This window comes from Ruegeria sp. BF12 (genome assembly GCF_056538705.1).
On record NZ_JBQFTP010000005.1, the window covers coordinates 83,097 to 102,331 of the forward strand.

Consider the following 19,235-nt stretch of genomic DNA (forward strand, 5'->3'; position numbering starts at 1 on the left):
GATCTTCACAAAACGCTCCTTACCTGCATCGATTGGCCCGACCGTTGTTCCGCGCGACCTGATTGCCCCACCGCAGAAGGTTGACGTTGCAATCGTCGCGGTCGATCAACACCTCGATCAGGCACAAACCGTCATGGCCCTCAGCCTTTTTGATGGCTGCGTCCAACTCGCCTTCGGTCACGACGCGACATCCCCAGGCATTGCCTTCGCCAGCGCCGAACACTTCGATCAGGCCTGCGTAATCCCAATTCTTGATCGTGTTGTACGGGCCGTCGTGGATTTCCACTTCGATCGTGTAACCGCCGTTGTTGATCAGGAAAATAATCGGCTTTGCGTCATACCGGATCATTGTCGAGATTTCCTGAGCCGTTAGCTGAAACGACCCATCGCCGATGCACGATATCAACCGGCGATTACCTCTGCCCAGCGCGTAACCCAGCGAAGCACCAACAGACCAGCCGATAGACCCGTACTGCATCTGAATCTCGAAACGCGCGCCATCGGGCAAGTTGGTCTCCATCCCGTTAAACCAGGAATCCCCTGTTTCCACGAGCAGTGTACTGTTGCCATCCAACATCCCCTGAATTCGGGCGAACAACTGTCGAACCGTAACGGGCGTTTCTGCCGCGCCGGGCTCGGGCGCGCTTTGTTCGGTTCTGACTCTCTCAAAGGCCGTAATCGCACTGTTGTTCGGCGTAAGCTTATCGGTCAGCGCTTCCAGAAACTCGTCCATGCGGACATTGCTGAAATGTGTCTCGCCCAATTGAACCGACGTCGGGTGAACCATGACCGCCTTGCCGGGGTCGAAGCTCAACTGATGACCGGTCGTTGTGTAGTCGGTGAAAACGGGACCGACGAACAGCAACCCGTCTGCGGCATCCACGATCTCACCACAGCCCGGTGTGCTGACAGGACCCCAATAGATGCCCATAAAGTTGTCGTCTTCTTCGGACAGGAAGCTTTTCGCATTGGGCATCGACGCCTGCGCATATTCGCACGCCTTGGCCAGACCGCGCAGCGACTTTTCGGCCTGACCCGCGCGGATCTTGCTACCGGCGACCAGCACCGGTCGCTCCGCGGCGTTCAGAAAGGCCGAGGTTTGCTCAACCGCAGCCGCCAATGAATTGGGGTCGCTAGCCGATTGTCTGGCAAAGCTTCGGGAAATGGGCGCGGATGTGGGCGCGCCGGCAATGTTCGAGGCTATTTCGATATAGACTGGCTTTCGGCGCAACATGGCTGTGTCGATGGCCCGATCAATCGCCACGGGTGCCAACGAAGGGTGGTGAATTATGACTGCTTCGGCCGTAACGCGCGCGAACATGTCACGTTGATAACCATAGTCGACCTCGCCCAATGTGTGGTGCAGGTATTCCCATTCGGCCTCAGAGTTGGTGTTTGGCCCACCCGAAATCGCTATCAATGGAAGGTCTTCGGCATAAGCCCCTGCCACTGCGTTCAGCAGGCTCAATCCTCCGACCGAATAAGTGACAACCGCCGCCGAAGGCCCCCCGGTTGCGCGCGCATAGCCGTCCGCGGCGTATCCGGCATTCAGCTCATTACAGCAACTGATCATTCGCATGTCCGTGTTGCCAAGCAATTCGTCCAACAACACCAGATTGTAATCTCCGGGTACCACAAAATAATCCGCGATCCCCGCCTCATGCAGTCGCTTCGCCAAATACGAGCCAACCGTCCAATGTCCTGAGGTCATAACACATTCCCCACAAAAAATTTCGTTAGAAGATATGTGCGCATCCTATTGGCAAACGTCGGATTTTCAAAATTACCGAAACGATTTAGCAACTGCCATGCCCAACCCGTGACTTCCGGCCTCAGCATCTGGCTCTCTCAGCGTTTCGCTTTAGAGTGATTGAGGTGGCCCCCACGTTCGGCTGAAACTAATGAGGATACGAGATCTGATGAACAAAACTGGCTGGGTAGAACCGTTTTCCGCACAGGGGCAACATGTCTTGCTCGAACCTCTGGCCGAAGAGCATCATTCCGATCTGTCCAAGGCCGCCGCTGACGGCGCGCTTCACCGCCTTTGGTACACAACGGTCCCAAAACCCGAAGACGTACCCGCAGAAATCATACGCCGACTGGCCCTGCGAGAGGCGGGTTCGATGTTCCCATTCACGGTGATCGAACCCGCCTCAGGGCGGGCCGTCGGGATGACGACCTATATGAACATAGATGCCCCGAATCGCCGTCTGGAAATAGGATCGACCTGGTATCGAAAATCGGTTCAAAGAACTCCGCTGAATACCGAGTGCAAACTGTTGTTGCTCCAGCACGCCTTCGAAGAACTCGGCTGCATCTGCGTCGAGTTCAGAACACATTTTCTAAATACGCAAAGCCGTCGCGCAATTGAAAGGCTTGGGGCCAAGCTTGACGGGATATTGCGATCCAACATGATCATGGCAAACGGCACGGTTCGCGATACCGCAGTCTACTCGATCATTCAGTGCGAATGGCCAACGGTGAAGGCTAACCTCAAGTGGCGCCTCGAACAGTGAACCGGCCGGGACCTTTTTTGGTCAACTGCGGTCCGGGCAACACTTGAGACATGCGGCAGTCGCACGTCTGGGGAAATTGCTAACTTAGTAGGCCAATTTCATGCCCGTCGATGATAATTGCGAGATCCCAGTACTTTCTGATCTCTTCTTCAGCAGCTTCGGCCGCTGTCGGCTCGTCCGGGATGCGTTCGACACGAAAGCCAAACCGTTCGAACCCGCAGTAGTCGACCCGGCTTAGAAGAACCGGAAACACGTCCCGCTCCATTGCGGCGGCAGCAAGAAGCCTGGCCACGCTATAGGGGGCCTCTGGCGGTTCAAAAATCCGGACGCCGATATGTATGGGACCGCCCGGTTCACGTTCCCAAAGGGCGACAGACGGCGTCAGATCCATTTGGGGGAATATGACTTTCCCGCGCGGTTGCGAGGCGCGGTTATCATTGACCAAATCGTCCAAGGGCTCAGGCCGATTTGGCGACGCGCGGCTTAAGATGTCGAACCATACGTTACCTGTCATTTTCTGGACCCAGCCTTTGTCAACAGTTCAGCTGCTCTGGAAGCCCCCGTTTCAGGCAGTTCAATCTTGCTTAACGCTGAGCGGTAGACCTCTGCACAATCGTGATCCAGCCATTCCGATACTGTACGCTCCAACTTCATGAATTCCTTTTCGGTGATCATGGCGCACAGGTCGCGTTCGGCCAAAGCCATTGCGCGCCGAGTCTGGTCGTCCAGATAAGGCGCCGATTGCGGGATGAAGATCGCCGGGATCTTGTGGTAAAGCATTTCAAGCACGGAATTGTATCCCGCAGCAGAAATGACCAGATCCGCAGCCATACAAAGCTTTGTGGCTTCCAGCGTTTGTACGACATGGGTATTTTTCCAGCCAAACGCGGCGGGTTGAACCGTGCTTCCGGGCCAGGTCACGACCAAATGCAGACAGTCGGGCCGCGCCTCGAGCATGCCGGAGATTGCCTGCAATTGGGCGGATCGATCAGAGGCCACACCGCCGCCCAGCATACTGACCACCAACTGCCTGAACTCGCGCCCGAACCGTTCTGACAGTCGGGCTCTGAGCTGTTCGTTCTCTTCTGCAGACTGTTCTACCTGGCGCACGATCGGGCCGACATAATGCACGTGATCGCCGTAGCTGTATGCGTCGTTCAGTTCTTCAAACGCCTCGGAGGGCACGATGACCTGATCAAAAACGCCCTCGCGGCGGAGCATGGTTTGCCTCGACCGGCCCTCGGGCCACAGACCCCGCCGAACCCACACAGCCGACAATTTGCGTTCGCGGATCACCCGGTAAACGGAATCAAAGACATAGCCGCCGTCAAAGACCAACGTGTCGTTTTCCTGAAGGGTGGCGCCAAGTCGTCGATAGGTCAGAATGTCATTGCCGTCGGAATTGGACTTTGTGTCGGTTCGCTGCACCAAGGGAATGCAGTCGATGCCTTCGCGGCGGACAAGCGGGACACAAGTGGGGAATGCTGCGAACATCGTAGAGACCGTGTCCGGCAATTCCTTGGCGATGATAGCGCACCGCTGCGCGTGGCCGAGCCCCACTCCGTTCGTCGGGAAAAACAAGGTTCTTGGCGTAGTTCGCGCCGGTCCGCGCCTTTTGGGCTTTAGACCTGCCGCGGTTTCCAGCCGCGATATGTCCACCGTATGCAGCCACTGAGATTTTGACGCCTGCTCCGCGATTTGCGGCGTGTTTCCAATAACCTTGCCAATCAAATACCCATCCAGGGCAAAAGGGGTCTTTGGCCCCAGCAAGGCGGGCGCGCCCGACGACATGAGGATCTCATCCTCGGTGCAGTCAATTGCAACTCCTCCTGCCGCAATCAGTTCGACTGCGAACGCGGCCATACGCACACCGGCGATACCATGGCCGAACATCGCAAGAATATCCGTCGTGTTCGCCAAGGTTAGAGGAGAAAGCCCGGTATAAAGATAGGTGGGCAAATCATGGAATGGCGACGCTTTGATCGCGTCGTTCTGTGCCCCGCTTACAATCAGCTTCAGGTTATAGCCACCTTGGTTGCTCATCCGTGAAAAGCAGGAAAGCGTCTCGGGGTTGTCCAACTCCATTGACCCCAGAACAACGGTTACGTTCGGCATTTCCCTCTGAGGCCGCCGCGAAACAGTTCGAATATCCGCGACCAAAGGGCTTACGCTGGACGGCATCAAAGTCCGTGGCTGAAAATCGGTCAGGTCGATGACCATGGCTTCGCGTCCAAGCGCATAAGCCAGCCGCGCCTTGGCGCCTATATAGCTTTGCTGGGTCACGAAGCGACCCGTCGCAATCACAGGAACGCCCGGGCCGAGTTGCTTTTTCCGGATCGATGCAAGAAGCGAGTCGTCGATTTCCTCGGCACCCAGGGCAAAAACGGTTTCGGCTGCATGTTCCGCCGGATCAACAAGATATTTGGCCGCTTCATAAATTCTGCCCCGGCCCGCATTTTCCGGCAAATACTCGGCATCAATGCAAACACTGTATCCGCGCGCCGAGAGTTGTTCGGCAAAGATCAACTGCGCATCAAACGAACGTAACGAGCGCGTGCCAGCCTCAATGTAGATCATTTAAGTACCCCGCTGTCAGCGGATAGAATGCCGGACAGCATCGTCCTGAAATTCTCTGCAGAATAGCGATCCAGCGCCGATTGGGCCTTGGACACCTGTTCATGATATCTGTGCGGATGGGCGACGAGGTCGGATATGATTGCGTCAACCTCTGCCGGACGGCAGGTCAGGACGGCATCGCCGAACGTCGCACCTGTGTCGGGGTTCGCCAGAACCACTTTTCCGGCGGCAAGTGCCTCGGCGACAACGCGCCCAAAGCTTTCTTGCCAGGTCGGCGCTGTAAAATATACGAAAAAGTCAATCATTCCAAAGAACTCTTCCACACTTATGGCGTCAAAGGGAAGCAGGTTCCAATGTGCGCGAAGTACGCGCGCCTCTAACAAAGCATCCGCCCCGAGAATAACATTGCACTGAGAATGCTTTGGAAAACAGCTGTCCAGTTCGGCAATCGCAGGAAACTTTTCGAACCCGGGTCGTGAATGCCGCCCCCGACGATCTTGGGGAGTTTCGCACGGAGTATTCAATTCGATCTGACAAATGTTGAACCAGTCGCAGTCGAGCACATTCCAACGCCGCGCCATTCGAGACGTGGCCAGCCAGTTGACGACGCCCTTTCGATTATACGGTGAAATCGGCGCAAGCGTTTTCCTCAGAGAAATCGTTGAGACCTCGATCTGGCTCAAACAGGTTGAGACGTCGAACCCCTCTTCACCGCCCGGACGCAGGAAATTCTCGTGCGTGATCACGAACAGATCACGGGCAATGATCTTTGTGCCCAACGTATCCTGAAACTTCAAAAAGGACGGATTGTGCAAAAACACGAAATCCGCACTTATAAAGGGTGCGTCCCAAACCAGTGGAATTTGCAAATCGTCCAGCACCTTGCGCAAAACCGGCGCGACACACTGGTTATCGCCAAATGTTCTGGACGTGATCGCGTGAACAACGACCTGCCCAAATTCCGCAGCCACCGGCAACTCTGCGGCCACCGCTGCTGATGTTCCTCCTGAAAACCGTGGCTCAATGACGTAGGCGATCTTTGGAGAGCTCGACCGCCTGAATGCATACATTCCGGACATCGGTGTCAGTGCTGCAACGAGTTTGCGAAGGATGAGTTTTCATTGAGGGTGCCATCCGTGTTGGCTGGCGCACTGGTGGAATAGCTGAAATCCACATTGCCAACCGATGCGGCCTCGTGAAAACTTCTGAGCTCAAGCGACAATTCGTCCTCACCCGTTAACAAATCCGGGTTCTTCTCAAGGTATGAATAAAGCGCCTGAATGTCATTGGTCGACAGCAATTGGTCTATAACGAGCAGATGCTCAAGCGTAATTTCGGCACGCGCGCTCTGCGTTGAAGATAAAAACAAAAGGGCAGTAACTATTCCAATAAGTCGTCTATCAGTCATCTTTGGAAACCCGGCTATAATTGTTAACGCTACACAGAAAAGACTCAGTCCTTGGTATTATACTCCAAAAACACGATCATTAGTTCGTCGCTTTCTTAAGTTTGCTCAGAACCTGACTTCTCAGTCGGTTTACACGGTTGGCGGCCGGTGCTTTGGCGCGGCTTCGTTTCGCGGTACGCTTAACCGCAAGCGCGCCAGACCCTTCGCCAGCCAACCATAACTCTATGATCCCACTTGGAGTTTTGGTTGCCGCACCGGTGAAGTCCCGCAACAAGGCACCGGCATCTTGAGCAAGAGCTGCGGCTGTCGCCTCGTCCTGCTTATGATAAAACCGGACGTTGGATTGGCTTATCCCGAACCCAACCCTCGCCGTCCCGCTGAGCTCATGCCCGGTTGTCGTCAGATTTGTGACGACGGAGTTGACCGCATCCTCGGACAGGCTGCGGGGCGCATACAGCCGGAATGCCACCTGCCCCCTAACCGAAGCTGGTTCCGGAGGCTCAATCGCATCATCAAGCAATGCCGTGCGCTCGATGGGATCAGATGGCTCCGATGGCGCGGGCGTATCTGGCACCAGTGCCTCCAATGGTTCCGAAGTATAGGATGGCGCGGACGTTTCCAGCGGCTCCGGTGTTGCCCACAAGACCGATAGATCTGGTTGTTCTGGCACCGGCTCAGCTTTTTCAGGTTGCGTAATCACCGGGGGAAGGTCTGTTTCGTCCGGTTGTGCCATCGGCTCCAGTGCCACGGTCTTCAATCCGCTTGCGTTTGGATCGATCAAAACGCGCACCGCAGGCGGCTCTTCGATTTCAAGAGCAGCCATGATTTCGGGCAGCGAAAGCGCTGCGCTGATCTCGCGGACATTTGAACCGCGTATTTCTGGCTGATAGGCGCTGGCTTGTTTCGGAAGTGCAGCGACCACTTCTCCACTCATTCTAGGCCTCGCGTAAACCATCGCGCCAGGCTGCGTTGGAACGATAGGCGCGCGCCGTGGCGTAACGGTCAATTCAGCTGCGCGATTTAATGGAACAGCCGCAGCCTCTTCGAGCAATGCGACGGACGTACCGAAAATCTCTGGCGTGGATTGAAACCGCACAAATCCCAAATTCAACTCTGTCCTCGGACGATAGCTTATCAGGTTTATCGGCAGCGGTGGTTGAGCAAGTGTCGGCACAAATGACTGAACGTTGGGGGCCAATCGTAACAGTTTCGGCTCGACAACACCCTCACCTTCCGCAGATCCGGGCAAAGGTAGTGTCAAGGAAGCAAGACTTTCCGTTTCCTCAGGCTCGGCTAACTTGGCGTCAGGCGGCACCGAGCGTGATGACGTATCAAAAATGGTTGCGGACAGAACAGTTTGATCCTCCGCGCCCCCAGATAGATCAGATTGCGGCCCATCGGACGGACCTATCTCTGAATCTTGCAGTGACGCGATACTGGTCACTTCGGTGCTTTCAATCGCCGATCCTGCACTTTCGACCGGACCAGACGACGTCCATTCGGAAAGTACAAGAAACACCGAAGACGAAGCCGCCACTCCGATGGCACATCCAACAGCAACCAGACCCAACTTCATTTTGCGGCGGGTACTTTTCTGATCCGCCAGTCTTTCAAGCTCGTTTTTGCGCAGGCGATCAGCTACCTCCTCTGCGGACAGTTTCAATCTGGGCTCTGAGGACGCCTGATCGCTTTGGCTTTCCTGAATCTCTTGAGCCGTATCCTGACCCGGTTCTTGTTGCGGGTGCTCGCGGTTACTCTGATCCGCGGGGTTGGGTTCTCTGTTCTGGTTCTGGGCATCAAAAGAAGTGCTGGCTGTTCCGGCCACGTTGCCGCTGGTTTTCACATTCTGGGCGCCATTCTGCGCTTGAGTGGGCTTTTGCACCGACTCACCGGCACGCCCGGCACCTGTTGCGTCACCTTGCTTGCTGGCCACTTCTGCCTGGGCCGGCCCCTTGTTTGGTCCTTCTGGTGAATTTGCTCTAGCAGTTGATTGACCCGCCTTACTACGGCCTTCTTCCGGCTGCTGCGCCGCCTGCGCCTTTTTCTTAAGCGCCGCCTGGTTGATTTCCTGCTTTTTCCGAGCGTTTTCAAGCACCTCCTGCCATTCAGGAGACTGCACAAAATCATAGAGATCCGACACTCGATTAGCGTCTTTTTTGGCAACTTCAGGTCGAGCTCTTGGACCGCTGGCCTTTGTCATTAATACCCCCGAACTGGTCGCCGAAACACGCTCTACGCTGTTGCAACTCGGGCAAACCAAATACACTCGTGAACATCGTAAATTCCAAAATAAATACGCTATCGAGTATAAAAAATTGACCACTCGAAAACAAGTAAACCGGCACCTCTTACTGTTTTAGTTGGATGGTGGGTCGCCTGTTTTTAGCCAGGGAACCGTCTTCTCCTAAGGGCAATCATCGCGCGGATAGCCTCAATTTGCTCCGTAATATCACTGTTCGGTACATGCAATTTGGTGCGGTGCTTGTTACTGCCACCTTGCCTTCGAAATCAGTATGTCCGCGACGCAGGAACAGGCATCGCGATCGCAGACTACCGACCCCTCCGGCAGCCTGATGTCGCGACCGATTTCACCAATGCAACCGCCTACGCCACACACCGCACGGTACACAGCGCCGTCACCGGCAATCCGCAGGGATACGATCCCCGAGTTGCAGGTCCAACCCCGCCAACGGTTCTCGCCCCTGAGAATAAACTCGTTGAGGCGAATGATCTCGCGGGTTCCGTCCGTGTTCTCGCGGGCCATGATCCAGCGCGGATTCCGCAGCTATCCCTTTGAACGCGAAGGCTTGGACATCCTTTCTTGCATCTTGGCAATCTGCGCTTCGCTATAAGGGTACAGCGCACTGCCAAACCCAACGCGCAAAGGCTTCATCACGATTGCAATACGCGGAAAATCCGAGCCAAGCTTTTGGGCGGCATCATAGCTTTCGTCAAACCGATCCGGCAGCATCGTGATGTTGACCTGAACGTGAATGACTTCGGACAGAATTTCGATAACCCGATGTACATGTGCAAACTCGGCTTCTTCGAGATGAAACGTCAGGATCAGAGAATCCAGCTTGTCACGAATGGCCTGCCAGAACCGCTCGGTCCGTGAACCGTTTGAAATCAGGCTAACCTTCATATCGTGCGCGCGGGCAGTACCCAGAATATCTTTGATTTTTGGGTGAAATGTCGGTTCGCCGCCAGTCAGTTGCAGCCACACACGACTTCCCATTCCGACCTGATAATGTTCATGCAAGGCCTCGATCATGCCCACGACATCTTCAAGCCTTTGCCAGCCCTTCGTGCCGTCATGCAGTGCTGGCGGGCAGTAGATGCACGCGTAGTTGCAGCGATTGCCGAGCATCCAGTCGACCAGCACCACGTTTTTGTGAATTTCTTCTGCGTGCTCGATCCACTGCACAGGCTGCGTTTGCGCCTCAATCAGTGGCTCAGCCACCCTATTGATATTGTCAATTTAACGCATCAGAAACGCACCTGTTCAAGCTGGATGTAGGATTGGTTGAGCCGACCTGTCGCGCGGTTGCCCGCCCTCTTGTCCTGTCTGTGTTGCCGCAAGGTTTTTGGGCCTGCCGCCACATCTTATGGGTCCGCATGCACCTCAGCATTTCAGGCCAGAACAGCTTTCATAGGTCAAAACTCAAACGCCGTAATCGTACAATTTATTGCCCGCACTGTATGCCAGTATGCGATTTCAGGCAAAACTGAGTGTTTTCGAACAATTTTCGACCAGTAACTTCGACCGATCTTTTTTGGCGTGATAAGGCTGCGTCATCGGTGAAAGTGGCGGGGGTCAAACGACCGATCCTTGTCGCGCGCAGCGGGCATGCTTTGCCCGGCCCCAACATTTCAGGACTGCCTGCCGAGCGCAATTTCCTGGCCGCTGCTCCGTGATCGGATCGCGGCGAAGGTAAGCTCTAGCGACCTTAGATTATTCCGGGCCGCGTTATCCGGCGATCGGTCTTCCTCAATCGCGCAAAGCAATTCTCCCATTGCTCCGCGAAACCCATCGTTGAACCATTTGCCCTGCAACTGAGGGCGGGAAAACCCATCTGCGGTCGTCAGCGTGATAGTTTGCAGCCCAAGATCGGGACCCATGGAAACGATGCTGCCAGTGGTGCCGGAAATATACGTCGTGTCTTGTGGTCCGTGTTGCGTATTGCCGTCGAATACGAGGCTGGCTTGCCCACCCTCCAGCCTGATCACCGCCTGAGCCAGAAGCGGAACCTTGTTGCCCTGCCCGCGGGCATGAGACGCGGTGGCAAAAACCGCCTCGGCTCGGGCTCCGACGATGGAGGATACAAAATCGAACCAGTGGATGCCAAAGTCATAAAGGATCAGGTCTTCGATCTCATCGAACGCGGTTCCGGCGGTCCAACCATGGTTCCAGTGAACAGCGGCGTGCACGGATTGGACCTCTCCGATGAGACCCGACCGGCAGGCTTCGCGCATCCAGGCCATGTGCGGAGACCATCGACCGTTCTGATTGACGGCAAGATGCACCCCTTGATCATCGGCCAACCGAACCAGTGCCTCACCGGTTGCCAGATCGGACACAAACGGCTTTTGACTGAGCACGTGCTTGCCCGCCTTCAACGCCGCTTCGATCACCGGGGCCCGCAGTTCGGTCGGCAGGGTAATGTCCACCACGTCGATTTCACTGTCCGCCAGAAGGTCCAGAAAATCGTCGTCGATCCGCGCGTCCGGACAGAATTCTGCAACTTTCTCTTCCGCTTTTTCCCGTGTTCGGTTCCAGACAGCCGCAACCTCCCACTCCGCTGTGCGATACGCGTCCAAATGGCTGTTGGAAATGCCTCCGGTCCCGATCATCCCAATCCGAGGGCGATAAGACCTTGGGGTCGGCGGACGATAGGCAACTTTCGGGGCGGCAATTTCCGGCAACTTGTTGGACTTCAAAGCGTATGTATCTGTGTCGGCGGCATCATCACTCACGGCAACAACTCCAATGTGCGTTTTTGAGCGGCAGACTGAACCGCCGTATCGACGATCCGTTGGGCCGTCAGACACAGATGCGGGTCCAATGGCCCCGTCACCGGCTGCCCGTTCCCGATACACCCCAGCACATATTCGATCGCATTCTTCTGCCCCTCGGGTAGCGGATCGACAGCAATCTTGTGTCGTTCGGGTCTGGCGCGCGTCTGAACAGTAAGGTGATCGGCGTAATCAGGCGAAGCGATCGTTCCATCGGCGCCGACGAATACAAACCCACAGGTTGGTTGCGGTTGCGTGGTCCACGGGTCTGTAAACGTTCCCCAGCGCGTTTCCATCTTGGACAACCCGCTCGCATACCGACAGACGGCAATTGCGTGCTGATCGACTTCGATTCCGGGCGTTTCATCAACGGCGCAGGTCACTTCGAGCGGGGCTTCACCATTCATGTACCAGGTTCCCAGTGTCGCCCCATACCCGAGATAATCCAAAAGCGATCCGCCCCCCGAGGACTTCTTATACCACCAAGAGGTGGGCTTTTGGCTTTCAACTTCTTCCGGGCTGACTTCAACCTTGTCGGCAAGGTGAAAAAGCGGACCACGGTTGCCGTCGTAGAAATGCACTTCCCGCAACTCACCGATCATTCCCTCGTCGATCAGACGCTTGGCAGTGACGTGGCTTTCGACCCATCTCAGCGGCCAGTTGATGACCAATTGCCGGCCGGTGCCCTCCATGGCAGCAATCATGCGGCGTGCGTCATCCGCCGAGGCTGCGAAGGGCTTTTCTACAAACACATGCAGGTTATGTGCCGCCAGTTTTTCCGTGTACTCGGCGTGGTGCGCCGTGGCCACGCAAAGAATGGCCATATCATAAGGCCCGGCGGCCATGCAGTCATCGAGATCGGTAAAAACGCAGTTTTCAGGTACACCGAAGTTATTGATTGCCGACGTCATTTTCTGCCGGTCGGGGTCAAAGAGTCCCGCAATTTCCGCATCTGGGTGATCATGCACCATCCTGAGCAAGTCGCCCATATGCATATGGTCAAAACTGATTCCAACAATACGAAACCTGGGCATAGGGTGTCCTCCCTTTAGCGGTTTCCGGTGATCCTGACGTAAATTGCCGTAACGGCGAGGATGATCAGGCCAAACAAGGCGGTTCTTGCGCCTTCGGGCATCTGCAGCAATGTCAGCATGGTATCGAGAACCCTGATGATCAGCGCACCGACGATGGCCCCCGCAAAGCTTCCACGACCGCCGAAAATTGACGTTCCGCCAATCACTGCGGCGGCCACGGATGGCAGCAACAGCGGGTTCGCCAAGCTCAATGAGGTTTGGCGGATCATACCAAGATAGAGCAACCCGGCCACGGCTGCGATCAACCCGGACAGGGCATAAAGCGCAAGATACACCTGCCAGGATTTGACGCCCGAAAGTTTGGCCGCATTTTCGTTGGACCCCAGCGCGAAAAGCAGCCTGCCGAACCCCGTGAACCGCATCAGCCAGAAGACAAACAAGGCAAACGGAACGAACAGAAACAGGCCATTGGGCAAGGACAATGTGCGCCCAGTCCCAAGCCAGGTCAGAAAGGTCGGAATCTGGGAACCAGCGCTGATCACCATGCGCTGATACACCTGAAGACATCCGGTGGCGATCAGGCCTGTACCCAGCGTCATGATCAACGGATGCACCCGCACCAACCCGACCCCAAGGCCGTTGACGACCCCGACAACAACGCCGGACGCCAGAGCGACCAGAACCGCCGGTGTGACGCCCCAAAGCGCGCTCAGTGTCGCGCAAACGAATGCCGCGACCGTGGCTACGATTCCAGCCGAAAGGTCGATCCCGGCGGTCAGCATCGTCAACACTTGGCAAGCGGCTAGCATCGCAAGGGGGATCGCGAACTTGATCAGGTTTCCAACCCAGAAGGTCGAGATTATCCCGTCTCGCCCAGCGCGGAACGGCGTCACGATACCGGGGCGCATCACCTCGAGTATCGCGATCAGCAAAACCAGAAACGCCAATAGCGGGATCACGGGGTTATCCCGCAGGTACCTACCAAATCGGACAATGGGTGGGTCGTTCACGGCCATGCTCATGATCTTGCCCCTCGCAGTGTTGCCGCAGTGCCAAGCAAGACGACAGCCACCATGATCGTGCCCTCAATGATCGTCGTGACGTTGGGATCAACAGCTAACAGAGTCAGGATCGTTCGGACGATCCGCAGAATGAACACAGCAATTATCGGCCCCAGCAGGCCTCCTCGGCCGCCGCCCAAAACGACCCCTCCCAGCACCACAGCGGCCACGGACGCCATCAGATAGGGTCCTGGCACCGGTTCGCCGATCCCGGTCAGGGCCGCCAGACTCAGCCCCCCAAAGGCACAGAACACGCCGCAAATGCCATAAGCCGCAACTTTCACCCGCCCAACGGCGACGCCCGAACGAAAAGCTGCACGCTCGTCGGATCCCGTCGCATAGATAGAGACACCCAGTTTGGACCGGCGAACGGGCAGCCATATTGCGGCAATACAAACAACAATGATCGCTAAAGCACTGGGCAAACCGGGGAAAATGCTGCCTCGAATGATCTGCTGCACCCAACCCGTCGTTGCACCACCCGGGGTTTCAAGGATCAACAGTGCAACCCCTTCCCAGACGAACAGCATCGCCAACGTCACGACGATGTCCGGCACGCGCGTCAGGACGATGAGACCGCCATTGATCAGCCCCATGCCCAACCCCAAAGCGAGTACAATCAGGATGGCAGGCAACCCCGCCATTCTCTCCATCAACACGGCCGCCGAGACTGCGCACACCGCCATCATGGACGCGACCGACAGATCGATCCCACCGACGATGACAACCACCGCCATACCTGCAGTTGCAAAGGCAAATGGCAACGCGGCGCGCGCGATACTTTCCAGACCGGATGTTCCGAACGTTGGCTGAATGGCTTTGGTGATGATCAATAGAACCAGAAGCAGCGCAACGAGCCCAAGGAGCCAGGAGTGTTTGCGTAAAATCCCTGTCACGCCGCACTCTCGTTTTCCGTCAACCCATATGCCGCCCGCAAAAGCGTCTGCTCATCGGCATCCTGCGCGTCGATGACATCGACGACCCTGCCGTTGAAAATGACCAGCGCACGGTCGCAAGCAAGAGGGATCTCCTCCAGCTCGGATGTATAAAACAGAACAGAGGCCCCGTTTTCGGCCAATTCGCGAACGAGCGGATAGATCTGTCGCTTGGTCCGCACGTCGATTCCCCGCGTGGGGTCAAAAAGCAAAAGCGTTTCGACCCCCGTGGCAAGCCACCTGCCTATTGTCACCTTCTGCTGGTTCCCGCCGGACAGACGCTGAACCTCTCCCTGCGCGCGCGTGTCGATCTGCAGTTTTTCGATAGCGTAATCCACGCGTTCGCGCTCACGCCGCAGCTTCAGGCTCCCCCAATCGCGAATGCGAGCCGAGAATGGAAGTGCGATGTTCTCCTTCACCGACCTCTGCGCCAGCAAAGCCTCAGCCCGGTCCCCCGGCACAAATGTCAAACCCGCCGAGATCGCATCCGCCGGATGCCCGAACGCAACATATTTTCCGTTTACCTTGATCGCCCCCTCGGTAGGCGGCATGAAACCTGCCAGGCAATCGAACAATTCGTCCTGTCCCTGCCCCTCCAGCGCGACAACGCCGAGCACTTCTCCCGGAAAAAGGTCAAACGAGATATTCGAAACTTTTGGTGCAATGGCGATATCCCTGATATGCAGGCGCGGTTCATCGCGTATGACAGTACGCATTCCTTGCGCGGCGCGTCGCCCAAGGTCCAGTTTCTGCCCCAGCATTAGCTCTACCGCACGTTCTTCCACACCGGGCTCAATGGCCAGATCACCCACCGTCGTCCCATCCCGCAGGACCGAGGCCCTGTCACAGAGTTCGGAGATTTCGCTGAATCGATGGGACACGTAGATGACGCCCATCCCCTCATCCGCCTGCTCGCGTACGATCTTGAGAACCCTCTCAACTAGGTCCGTCGGCAGTGCCGCCGTCATCTCGTCAAGCAACAGCACGTCGGGCTTTGAAGCCAGCGCGCGCGCAAGATCCAAAATGCGCAGCGTAGCCAGCGGCAGGTCTCCGATCATGTCTGAGAGTTTCAGGTCACCGACCCCAAGCTCACTGACCCAATGACGGAAAGGCTGGACCGCTGTGTCCGTCAGGCGCAGGTTGTCCTTCACGTCCAGATCAGGAATGAGCGACGGCTCCTGATAGACCGGTACCAGCCCGGATTTGCGCGCCTCGGACGGGTTACCGACACGCGCCTGGCGGCCACGGATCAACACCTGCCCGCTGTCCGGCTGCAAGGCGCCCGTGATGATTTTTACGAATGTAGATTTCCCCGCCCCGTTCGCGCCCATCAACGCGACAACTTCGCGAGGTGAAACGCAGAGACTGGCCTCTGTCAAAGCACGAACCGCGCCAAAGCTTTTGGCGATCCCTGAGGCGTCAAGAAGATACGTTTCCGTCATATATGCCTGCATTTCCAAAGTATTGCCGTCCCCCCACCCGTTTGGACGGGGGGAGTGCCCGCGGGTTCCTGGCGATCTTAACTATCGCCCGGTCCTTTGCATTCGATGATCTGATCCATCGTGTAGTCCGTCCAACCGGGAACGGTGACAGAAACCGGCCATTCCGGATCAAGGTTCGGGTTTTGCGCGGCAGTTATTGTCGCGACGCCTTCGTCGGTGGCGTTTTCCCAAAGCACAGGGTCAACCAGAACGGTCTTATCTGCCGGGGCGTTGCCATTCAGAATATCGACCGCCAGAGCAATCCCTGCCCCACCGACCGATCCCGGGTTCGTCACCGCCGCGCCCTGCAGCCCGTCGACCTCGGTCAGATACTGCACGAACCCGGCGTTGTCCGCACCGACGATCGGTACAAGCGGTGCTCCGGATTCCACAAACGCATCAACGATCACATTGTCGATCCCGCTGGTCCAGACGCCGTCGAACGGAACGCCGGTGGCCAGAAAATCAAAAATCTGCTGTTTGCCCTGGTCCTGCTGCCAGCCCGTGAATACTTCGTGCACAACGTTGATGCCGTCATACTCTGCCAAGGCGCGCTTGAATCCATTGTCGCGGTCGGTATCCGCCGAGACCCCGGCAATGCCGCGCATATAGACCACATCGCCAGACCCGCCCAACTGCTCAAACAGCCATTTGGCGCCGAGATAAGCGTATTCTTCCTGATTGTTTGACAGGATGTACGCGCCGTCCGCCGTCACACCCGCATCGACAGCAACCACGACGATGCCCTTCTCCATCGCCGCGTCCAGCGCCGAATTCAGCGCATCTGGGTTCGACGGGTTCAAGACAATCGCATCGACACCGGCTTCAATCAGGTTGTTGATGTCCTCCAATTGACCGGCGGAGTCGGTATTTCGGTGGGCCACGATCAGGTTGGACACATCGCCTTCCACCAAGGCCTGTGCCCGCATCGCGCAGATCATTTGCTCGCGCCATCCATTGCCCTGCACAGTGTTGGACACGCCGATTGTATAGTCAGCGGCAAACGCTGCCGGTGAAAACGCCGCCGCAACAGCCAGGGCAGCCGCACCCGTTAGTAGTTTTTTCATTTCTGGTTCCTCCCAGTTGATCAATCTTTGATGTGACCGGAGCTGTTCGCTCTTCTATTTGATGAAGGGTTGCAGCACGTCGCGTGCCAGCAAAAACCCGCGCTTTACCTTTTCGTCGGTTCCTTCAAACAGCCTGTCTTCATGCTCGATAATGATTGGTCCGTCGTACCCCGCGCGATAAAGGCCCGAGAAGAAACCGGACCAGTCGACGTCGCCCAGCCCGCACAGGCGGGGAACCTGCCACCCCATGCCCGCCGACATGATCCCGTGCTCGTAAAGCCCGTCGCGATCCACCATCAGATCCTTGGCGTGCACATGGGCAATGTTGGGGCCGAACTCTTTTATGAAGCGGGTTTGGTCGATGAACTGCCAGATCAGATGAGACGGGTCGAAATTCATGCCGACATCGTCGCCCCACTCTTCGAAAATTCTGCGCCAGATTCTTGGTGAGTAGGCAATGTTATGACCACCGGGCCATTCATCATAGCTGAAGATCATCGGACAATTCTCAAAGCACAAACGAACACCATGCCCACGGGCGTGGTCCACGATGGGTGAGATTATATTCCGCGCCCGCGCCCAGTTCTCGTCTACGTTCAGAGACCTGTCGCCCCCGACGAACGTGTTGACCACCGACAGGCCCATTGCCCCGGCCGCCGTTATCACCTTTTTCAGATGTTCGATCACTTCGTCCCGGTGCGACGCATCGGAATGGAGCGGATTGGGATAATACCCCAGGCCGGAAATTTCGATGCCCTTGCTCTTCAGGCCGTCAACGATGTCCTTGCCCCGCGATGCGGTCAGTCCATCCACATTGATATGGCTCGTACCGGCATAGCGCCGTTTTTCACCGCCAGACGAGGGCCAGCACGCGATTTCCAACGCCGAGAACCCATTGCCCGCCGCCCAAGTGGCAACCTCCATCAATTCGGTGTCTTCGAACGGCGCGGTCAGTAGTCCAAGTTTCATTGCGTTCCCCTCAAACCTCGTCCAGATCGACCCAGCGACTTTCGCGGGCCGATTTCACGACGGCGTCGCAAAAGCGCATTTCATAGTGGCCGTCTTCAAACGTCGCCCATGTGCTGTCTTGCCCCCGGGCACCTGCGCAAATGTCGGCGTACACGGCGCGAAAGAAGCCGAAAAAACTGTCTGCGAACCCTTCCACATGGCCCGGTGGCAAGCACGCAGCCCTTGTTCCGGTCTCATTCATCAGTGTGAAATCACGCATCAAAATCTGATTGGCCGCATCGCGATGCCCGACAAACAAATGATCTGGAGTTTCGCTGTTCCACGCCGCGCTGGCACGGCTTCCTGCGATATCCCAGATCAACGAGTTCTTGCGCCCGATGTTGATCTGCGAGGTGGTCATTACGCCTTTCGCCCCGCCGTCGTATCGGATCATGATCGCCGAGGCATCATCTGTATCTATTTCCACGGTTTCCGTTGCGCCCTGTGCATTGGAAAAGGTTTCGACAGGACCCTTGGGGCGCTGCCGTTCTGGTATGAACGTGGTCAGATCGGCAAAAACAGACTTGGCCTTCAGCCCGGTTATGAAACTGGTCAGATCAACCCAATGCGTACCAATATCCCCGACTGATCGCAGTGAGCCTCCGGCTTCGGCTTGTAGCCTCCAATTCCAATCGGTCGGTTTCGCAAGCCAGTCCTGATGGTAGTGACCTGTCACAAACCGGATATCACCCAGTTCTCCTTTCGCGACCATTTCGTGCGCCTGCTGGTTCAAGGGGTAGAACCGGATGTTGTAGCAAACGGCGCATACCTTTCCCGAAGCCACCGACATCTCGGCCATTTCGGCAGATTGCTGACTGGTCATCGCCAGCGGCTTTTCACAAATCACATGTTTTCCCGCCTTTAGAATCGCCATCACCTGCGGATAATGCGCGTGGTTCGGCGATGTGACGTGAACCACGTCGACGCTCTGATCCGCCAGCAGCGCGTCCAGCGATGCATAGGCCTGCGCCACACCGATTTCTGCGGCACGAGCGGCCCCTCTTTCTGCGGAGGAGCCGAGAACACCAGCCACCTTGACCCCAAGACGACGCAGAGCCTGAACATGCACCGTCCCGATGAAACCCGTACCTATAACTGCGGCGCGCACCTGCGAGACGTCAGACATGATCCC

The 19,235-nt window shown here is 56.6% G+C and carries 17 protein-coding genes; 1 reads left to right on the top strand and 16 read right to left on the bottom strand.

Going from position 1 to position 19,235, the window contains the following annotated elements:
- Window positions 1-19: 19 nt before the first annotated feature.
- The gene (locus tag ACR0J0_RS10155; RefSeq protein ID WP_480663545.1) at window positions 20-1,711 is read right to left on the bottom strand and encodes a thiamine pyrophosphate-binding protein; all 1,692 of its coding nucleotides are present in this window, start codon (window positions 1,709-1,711) and stop codon (window positions 20-22) included.
- 208 nt (window positions 1,712-1,919) lie between these two features.
- Between ACR0J0_RS10155 and ACR0J0_RS10160 the strand changes: the two genes are divergently transcribed.
- A complete protein-coding gene (locus ACR0J0_RS10160) occupies window positions 1,920-2,516 on the top strand; it encodes a GNAT family N-acetyltransferase (protein ID WP_480663547.1) in 597 nt (198 codons plus the stop codon).
- A 79-nt stretch (window positions 2,517-2,595) separates the two neighbouring features.
- Here the strand turns inward: ACR0J0_RS10160 and ACR0J0_RS10165 are convergent, their stop codons facing one another.
- The 15 genes from ACR0J0_RS10165 to ACR0J0_RS10235 all read right to left on the bottom strand — a co-directional run bounded on the left by ACR0J0_RS10165 (window position 2,596) and on the right by ACR0J0_RS10235 (window position 19,229).
- Entirely contained in the window at window positions 2,596-3,030 is a 435-nt protein-coding gene (locus ACR0J0_RS10165) for a hypothetical protein (RefSeq protein ID WP_480663549.1), read from the bottom strand.
- Window positions 3,027-5,093, bottom strand: coding sequence for a glycosyltransferase (locus ACR0J0_RS10170; protein WP_480663551.1), 2,067 nt, complete (start codon window positions 5,091-5,093; stop codon window positions 3,027-3,029). Before ACR0J0_RS10170 ends, ACR0J0_RS10165 begins: the two co-directional genes overlap by 4 nt.
- Window positions 5,090-6,163, bottom strand: a complete 1,074-nt coding sequence (locus ACR0J0_RS10175) for a glycosyltransferase (protein WP_480663553.1) — start codon at window positions 6,161-6,163, stop codon at window positions 5,090-5,092. Before ACR0J0_RS10175 ends, ACR0J0_RS10170 begins: the two co-directional genes overlap by 4 nt.
- A 14-nt stretch (window positions 6,164-6,177) precedes the next feature.
- A complete protein-coding gene (locus ACR0J0_RS10180) occupies window positions 6,178-6,501 on the bottom strand; it encodes a hypothetical protein (RefSeq protein ID WP_480663555.1) in 324 nt (107 codons plus the stop codon).
- A 79-nt stretch (window positions 6,502-6,580) separates the two neighbouring features.
- Entirely contained in the window at window positions 6,581-8,701 is a 2,121-nt protein-coding gene (locus ACR0J0_RS10185; protein WP_480663557.1) for a hypothetical protein, read from the bottom strand.
- A 285-nt stretch (window positions 8,702-8,986) separates the two neighbouring features.
- Window positions 8,987-9,265 (bottom strand): hypothetical protein, encoded by a 279-nt coding sequence (locus ACR0J0_RS10190; protein ID WP_480663559.1) that lies wholly within the window; start codon window positions 9,263-9,265, stop codon window positions 8,987-8,989.
- A gap of 21 nt (window positions 9,266-9,286) precedes the next feature.
- The gene (locus ACR0J0_RS10195; protein WP_480663561.1) at window positions 9,287-9,964 is read right to left on the bottom strand and encodes a radical SAM protein; all 678 of its coding nucleotides are present in this window, start codon (window positions 9,962-9,964) and stop codon (window positions 9,287-9,289) included.
- Between the two features lie 410 nt (window positions 9,965-10,374).
- The gene (locus ACR0J0_RS10200) at window positions 10,375-11,478 is read right to left on the bottom strand and encodes a Gfo/Idh/MocA family protein (RefSeq protein ID WP_480663563.1); all 1,104 of its coding nucleotides are present in this window, start codon (window positions 11,476-11,478) and stop codon (window positions 10,375-10,377) included.
- Window positions 11,475-12,551, bottom strand: a complete 1,077-nt coding sequence (locus ACR0J0_RS10205) for a Gfo/Idh/MocA family protein (protein WP_480663565.1) — start codon at window positions 12,549-12,551, stop codon at window positions 11,475-11,477. Before ACR0J0_RS10205 ends, ACR0J0_RS10200 begins: the two co-directional genes overlap by 4 nt.
- 14 nt (window positions 12,552-12,565) lie before the next feature.
- On the bottom strand, window positions 12,566-13,573 hold the full coding sequence (locus ACR0J0_RS10210) for an ABC transporter permease (RefSeq protein WP_480663567.1): 1,008 nt from the start codon (window positions 13,571-13,573) through the stop codon (window positions 12,566-12,568).
- Window positions 13,570-14,508 carry an ABC transporter permease gene (locus ACR0J0_RS10215; protein WP_480663569.1) on the bottom strand — a complete coding sequence of 313 codons (939 nt, stop codon included), beginning with the start codon at window positions 14,506-14,508 and terminating at the stop codon, window positions 13,570-13,572. Before ACR0J0_RS10215 ends, ACR0J0_RS10210 begins: the two co-directional genes overlap by 4 nt.
- Window positions 14,505-15,989, bottom strand: coding sequence for a sugar ABC transporter ATP-binding protein (locus ACR0J0_RS10220; protein ID WP_480663571.1), 1,485 nt, complete (start codon window positions 15,987-15,989; stop codon window positions 14,505-14,507). The genes ACR0J0_RS10215 and ACR0J0_RS10220 overlap by 4 nt, the downstream gene beginning before the upstream one ends.
- A gap of 77 nt (window positions 15,990-16,066) precedes the next feature.
- On the bottom strand, window positions 16,067-17,095 hold the full coding sequence (locus ACR0J0_RS10225; RefSeq protein ID WP_480663573.1) for an ABC transporter substrate-binding protein: 1,029 nt from the start codon (window positions 17,093-17,095) through the stop codon (window positions 16,067-16,069).
- A gap of 54 nt (window positions 17,096-17,149) precedes the next feature.
- Entirely contained in the window at window positions 17,150-18,064 is a 915-nt protein-coding gene (locus tag ACR0J0_RS10230) for a sugar phosphate isomerase/epimerase family protein (RefSeq protein WP_480663575.1), read from the bottom strand.
- 10 nt (window positions 18,065-18,074) lie between these two features.
- Window positions 18,075-19,229, bottom strand: coding sequence for a Gfo/Idh/MocA family protein (locus tag ACR0J0_RS10235; RefSeq protein WP_480663577.1), 1,155 nt, complete (start codon window positions 19,227-19,229; stop codon window positions 18,075-18,077).
- Window positions 19,230-19,235: the final 6 nt, after the last annotated feature.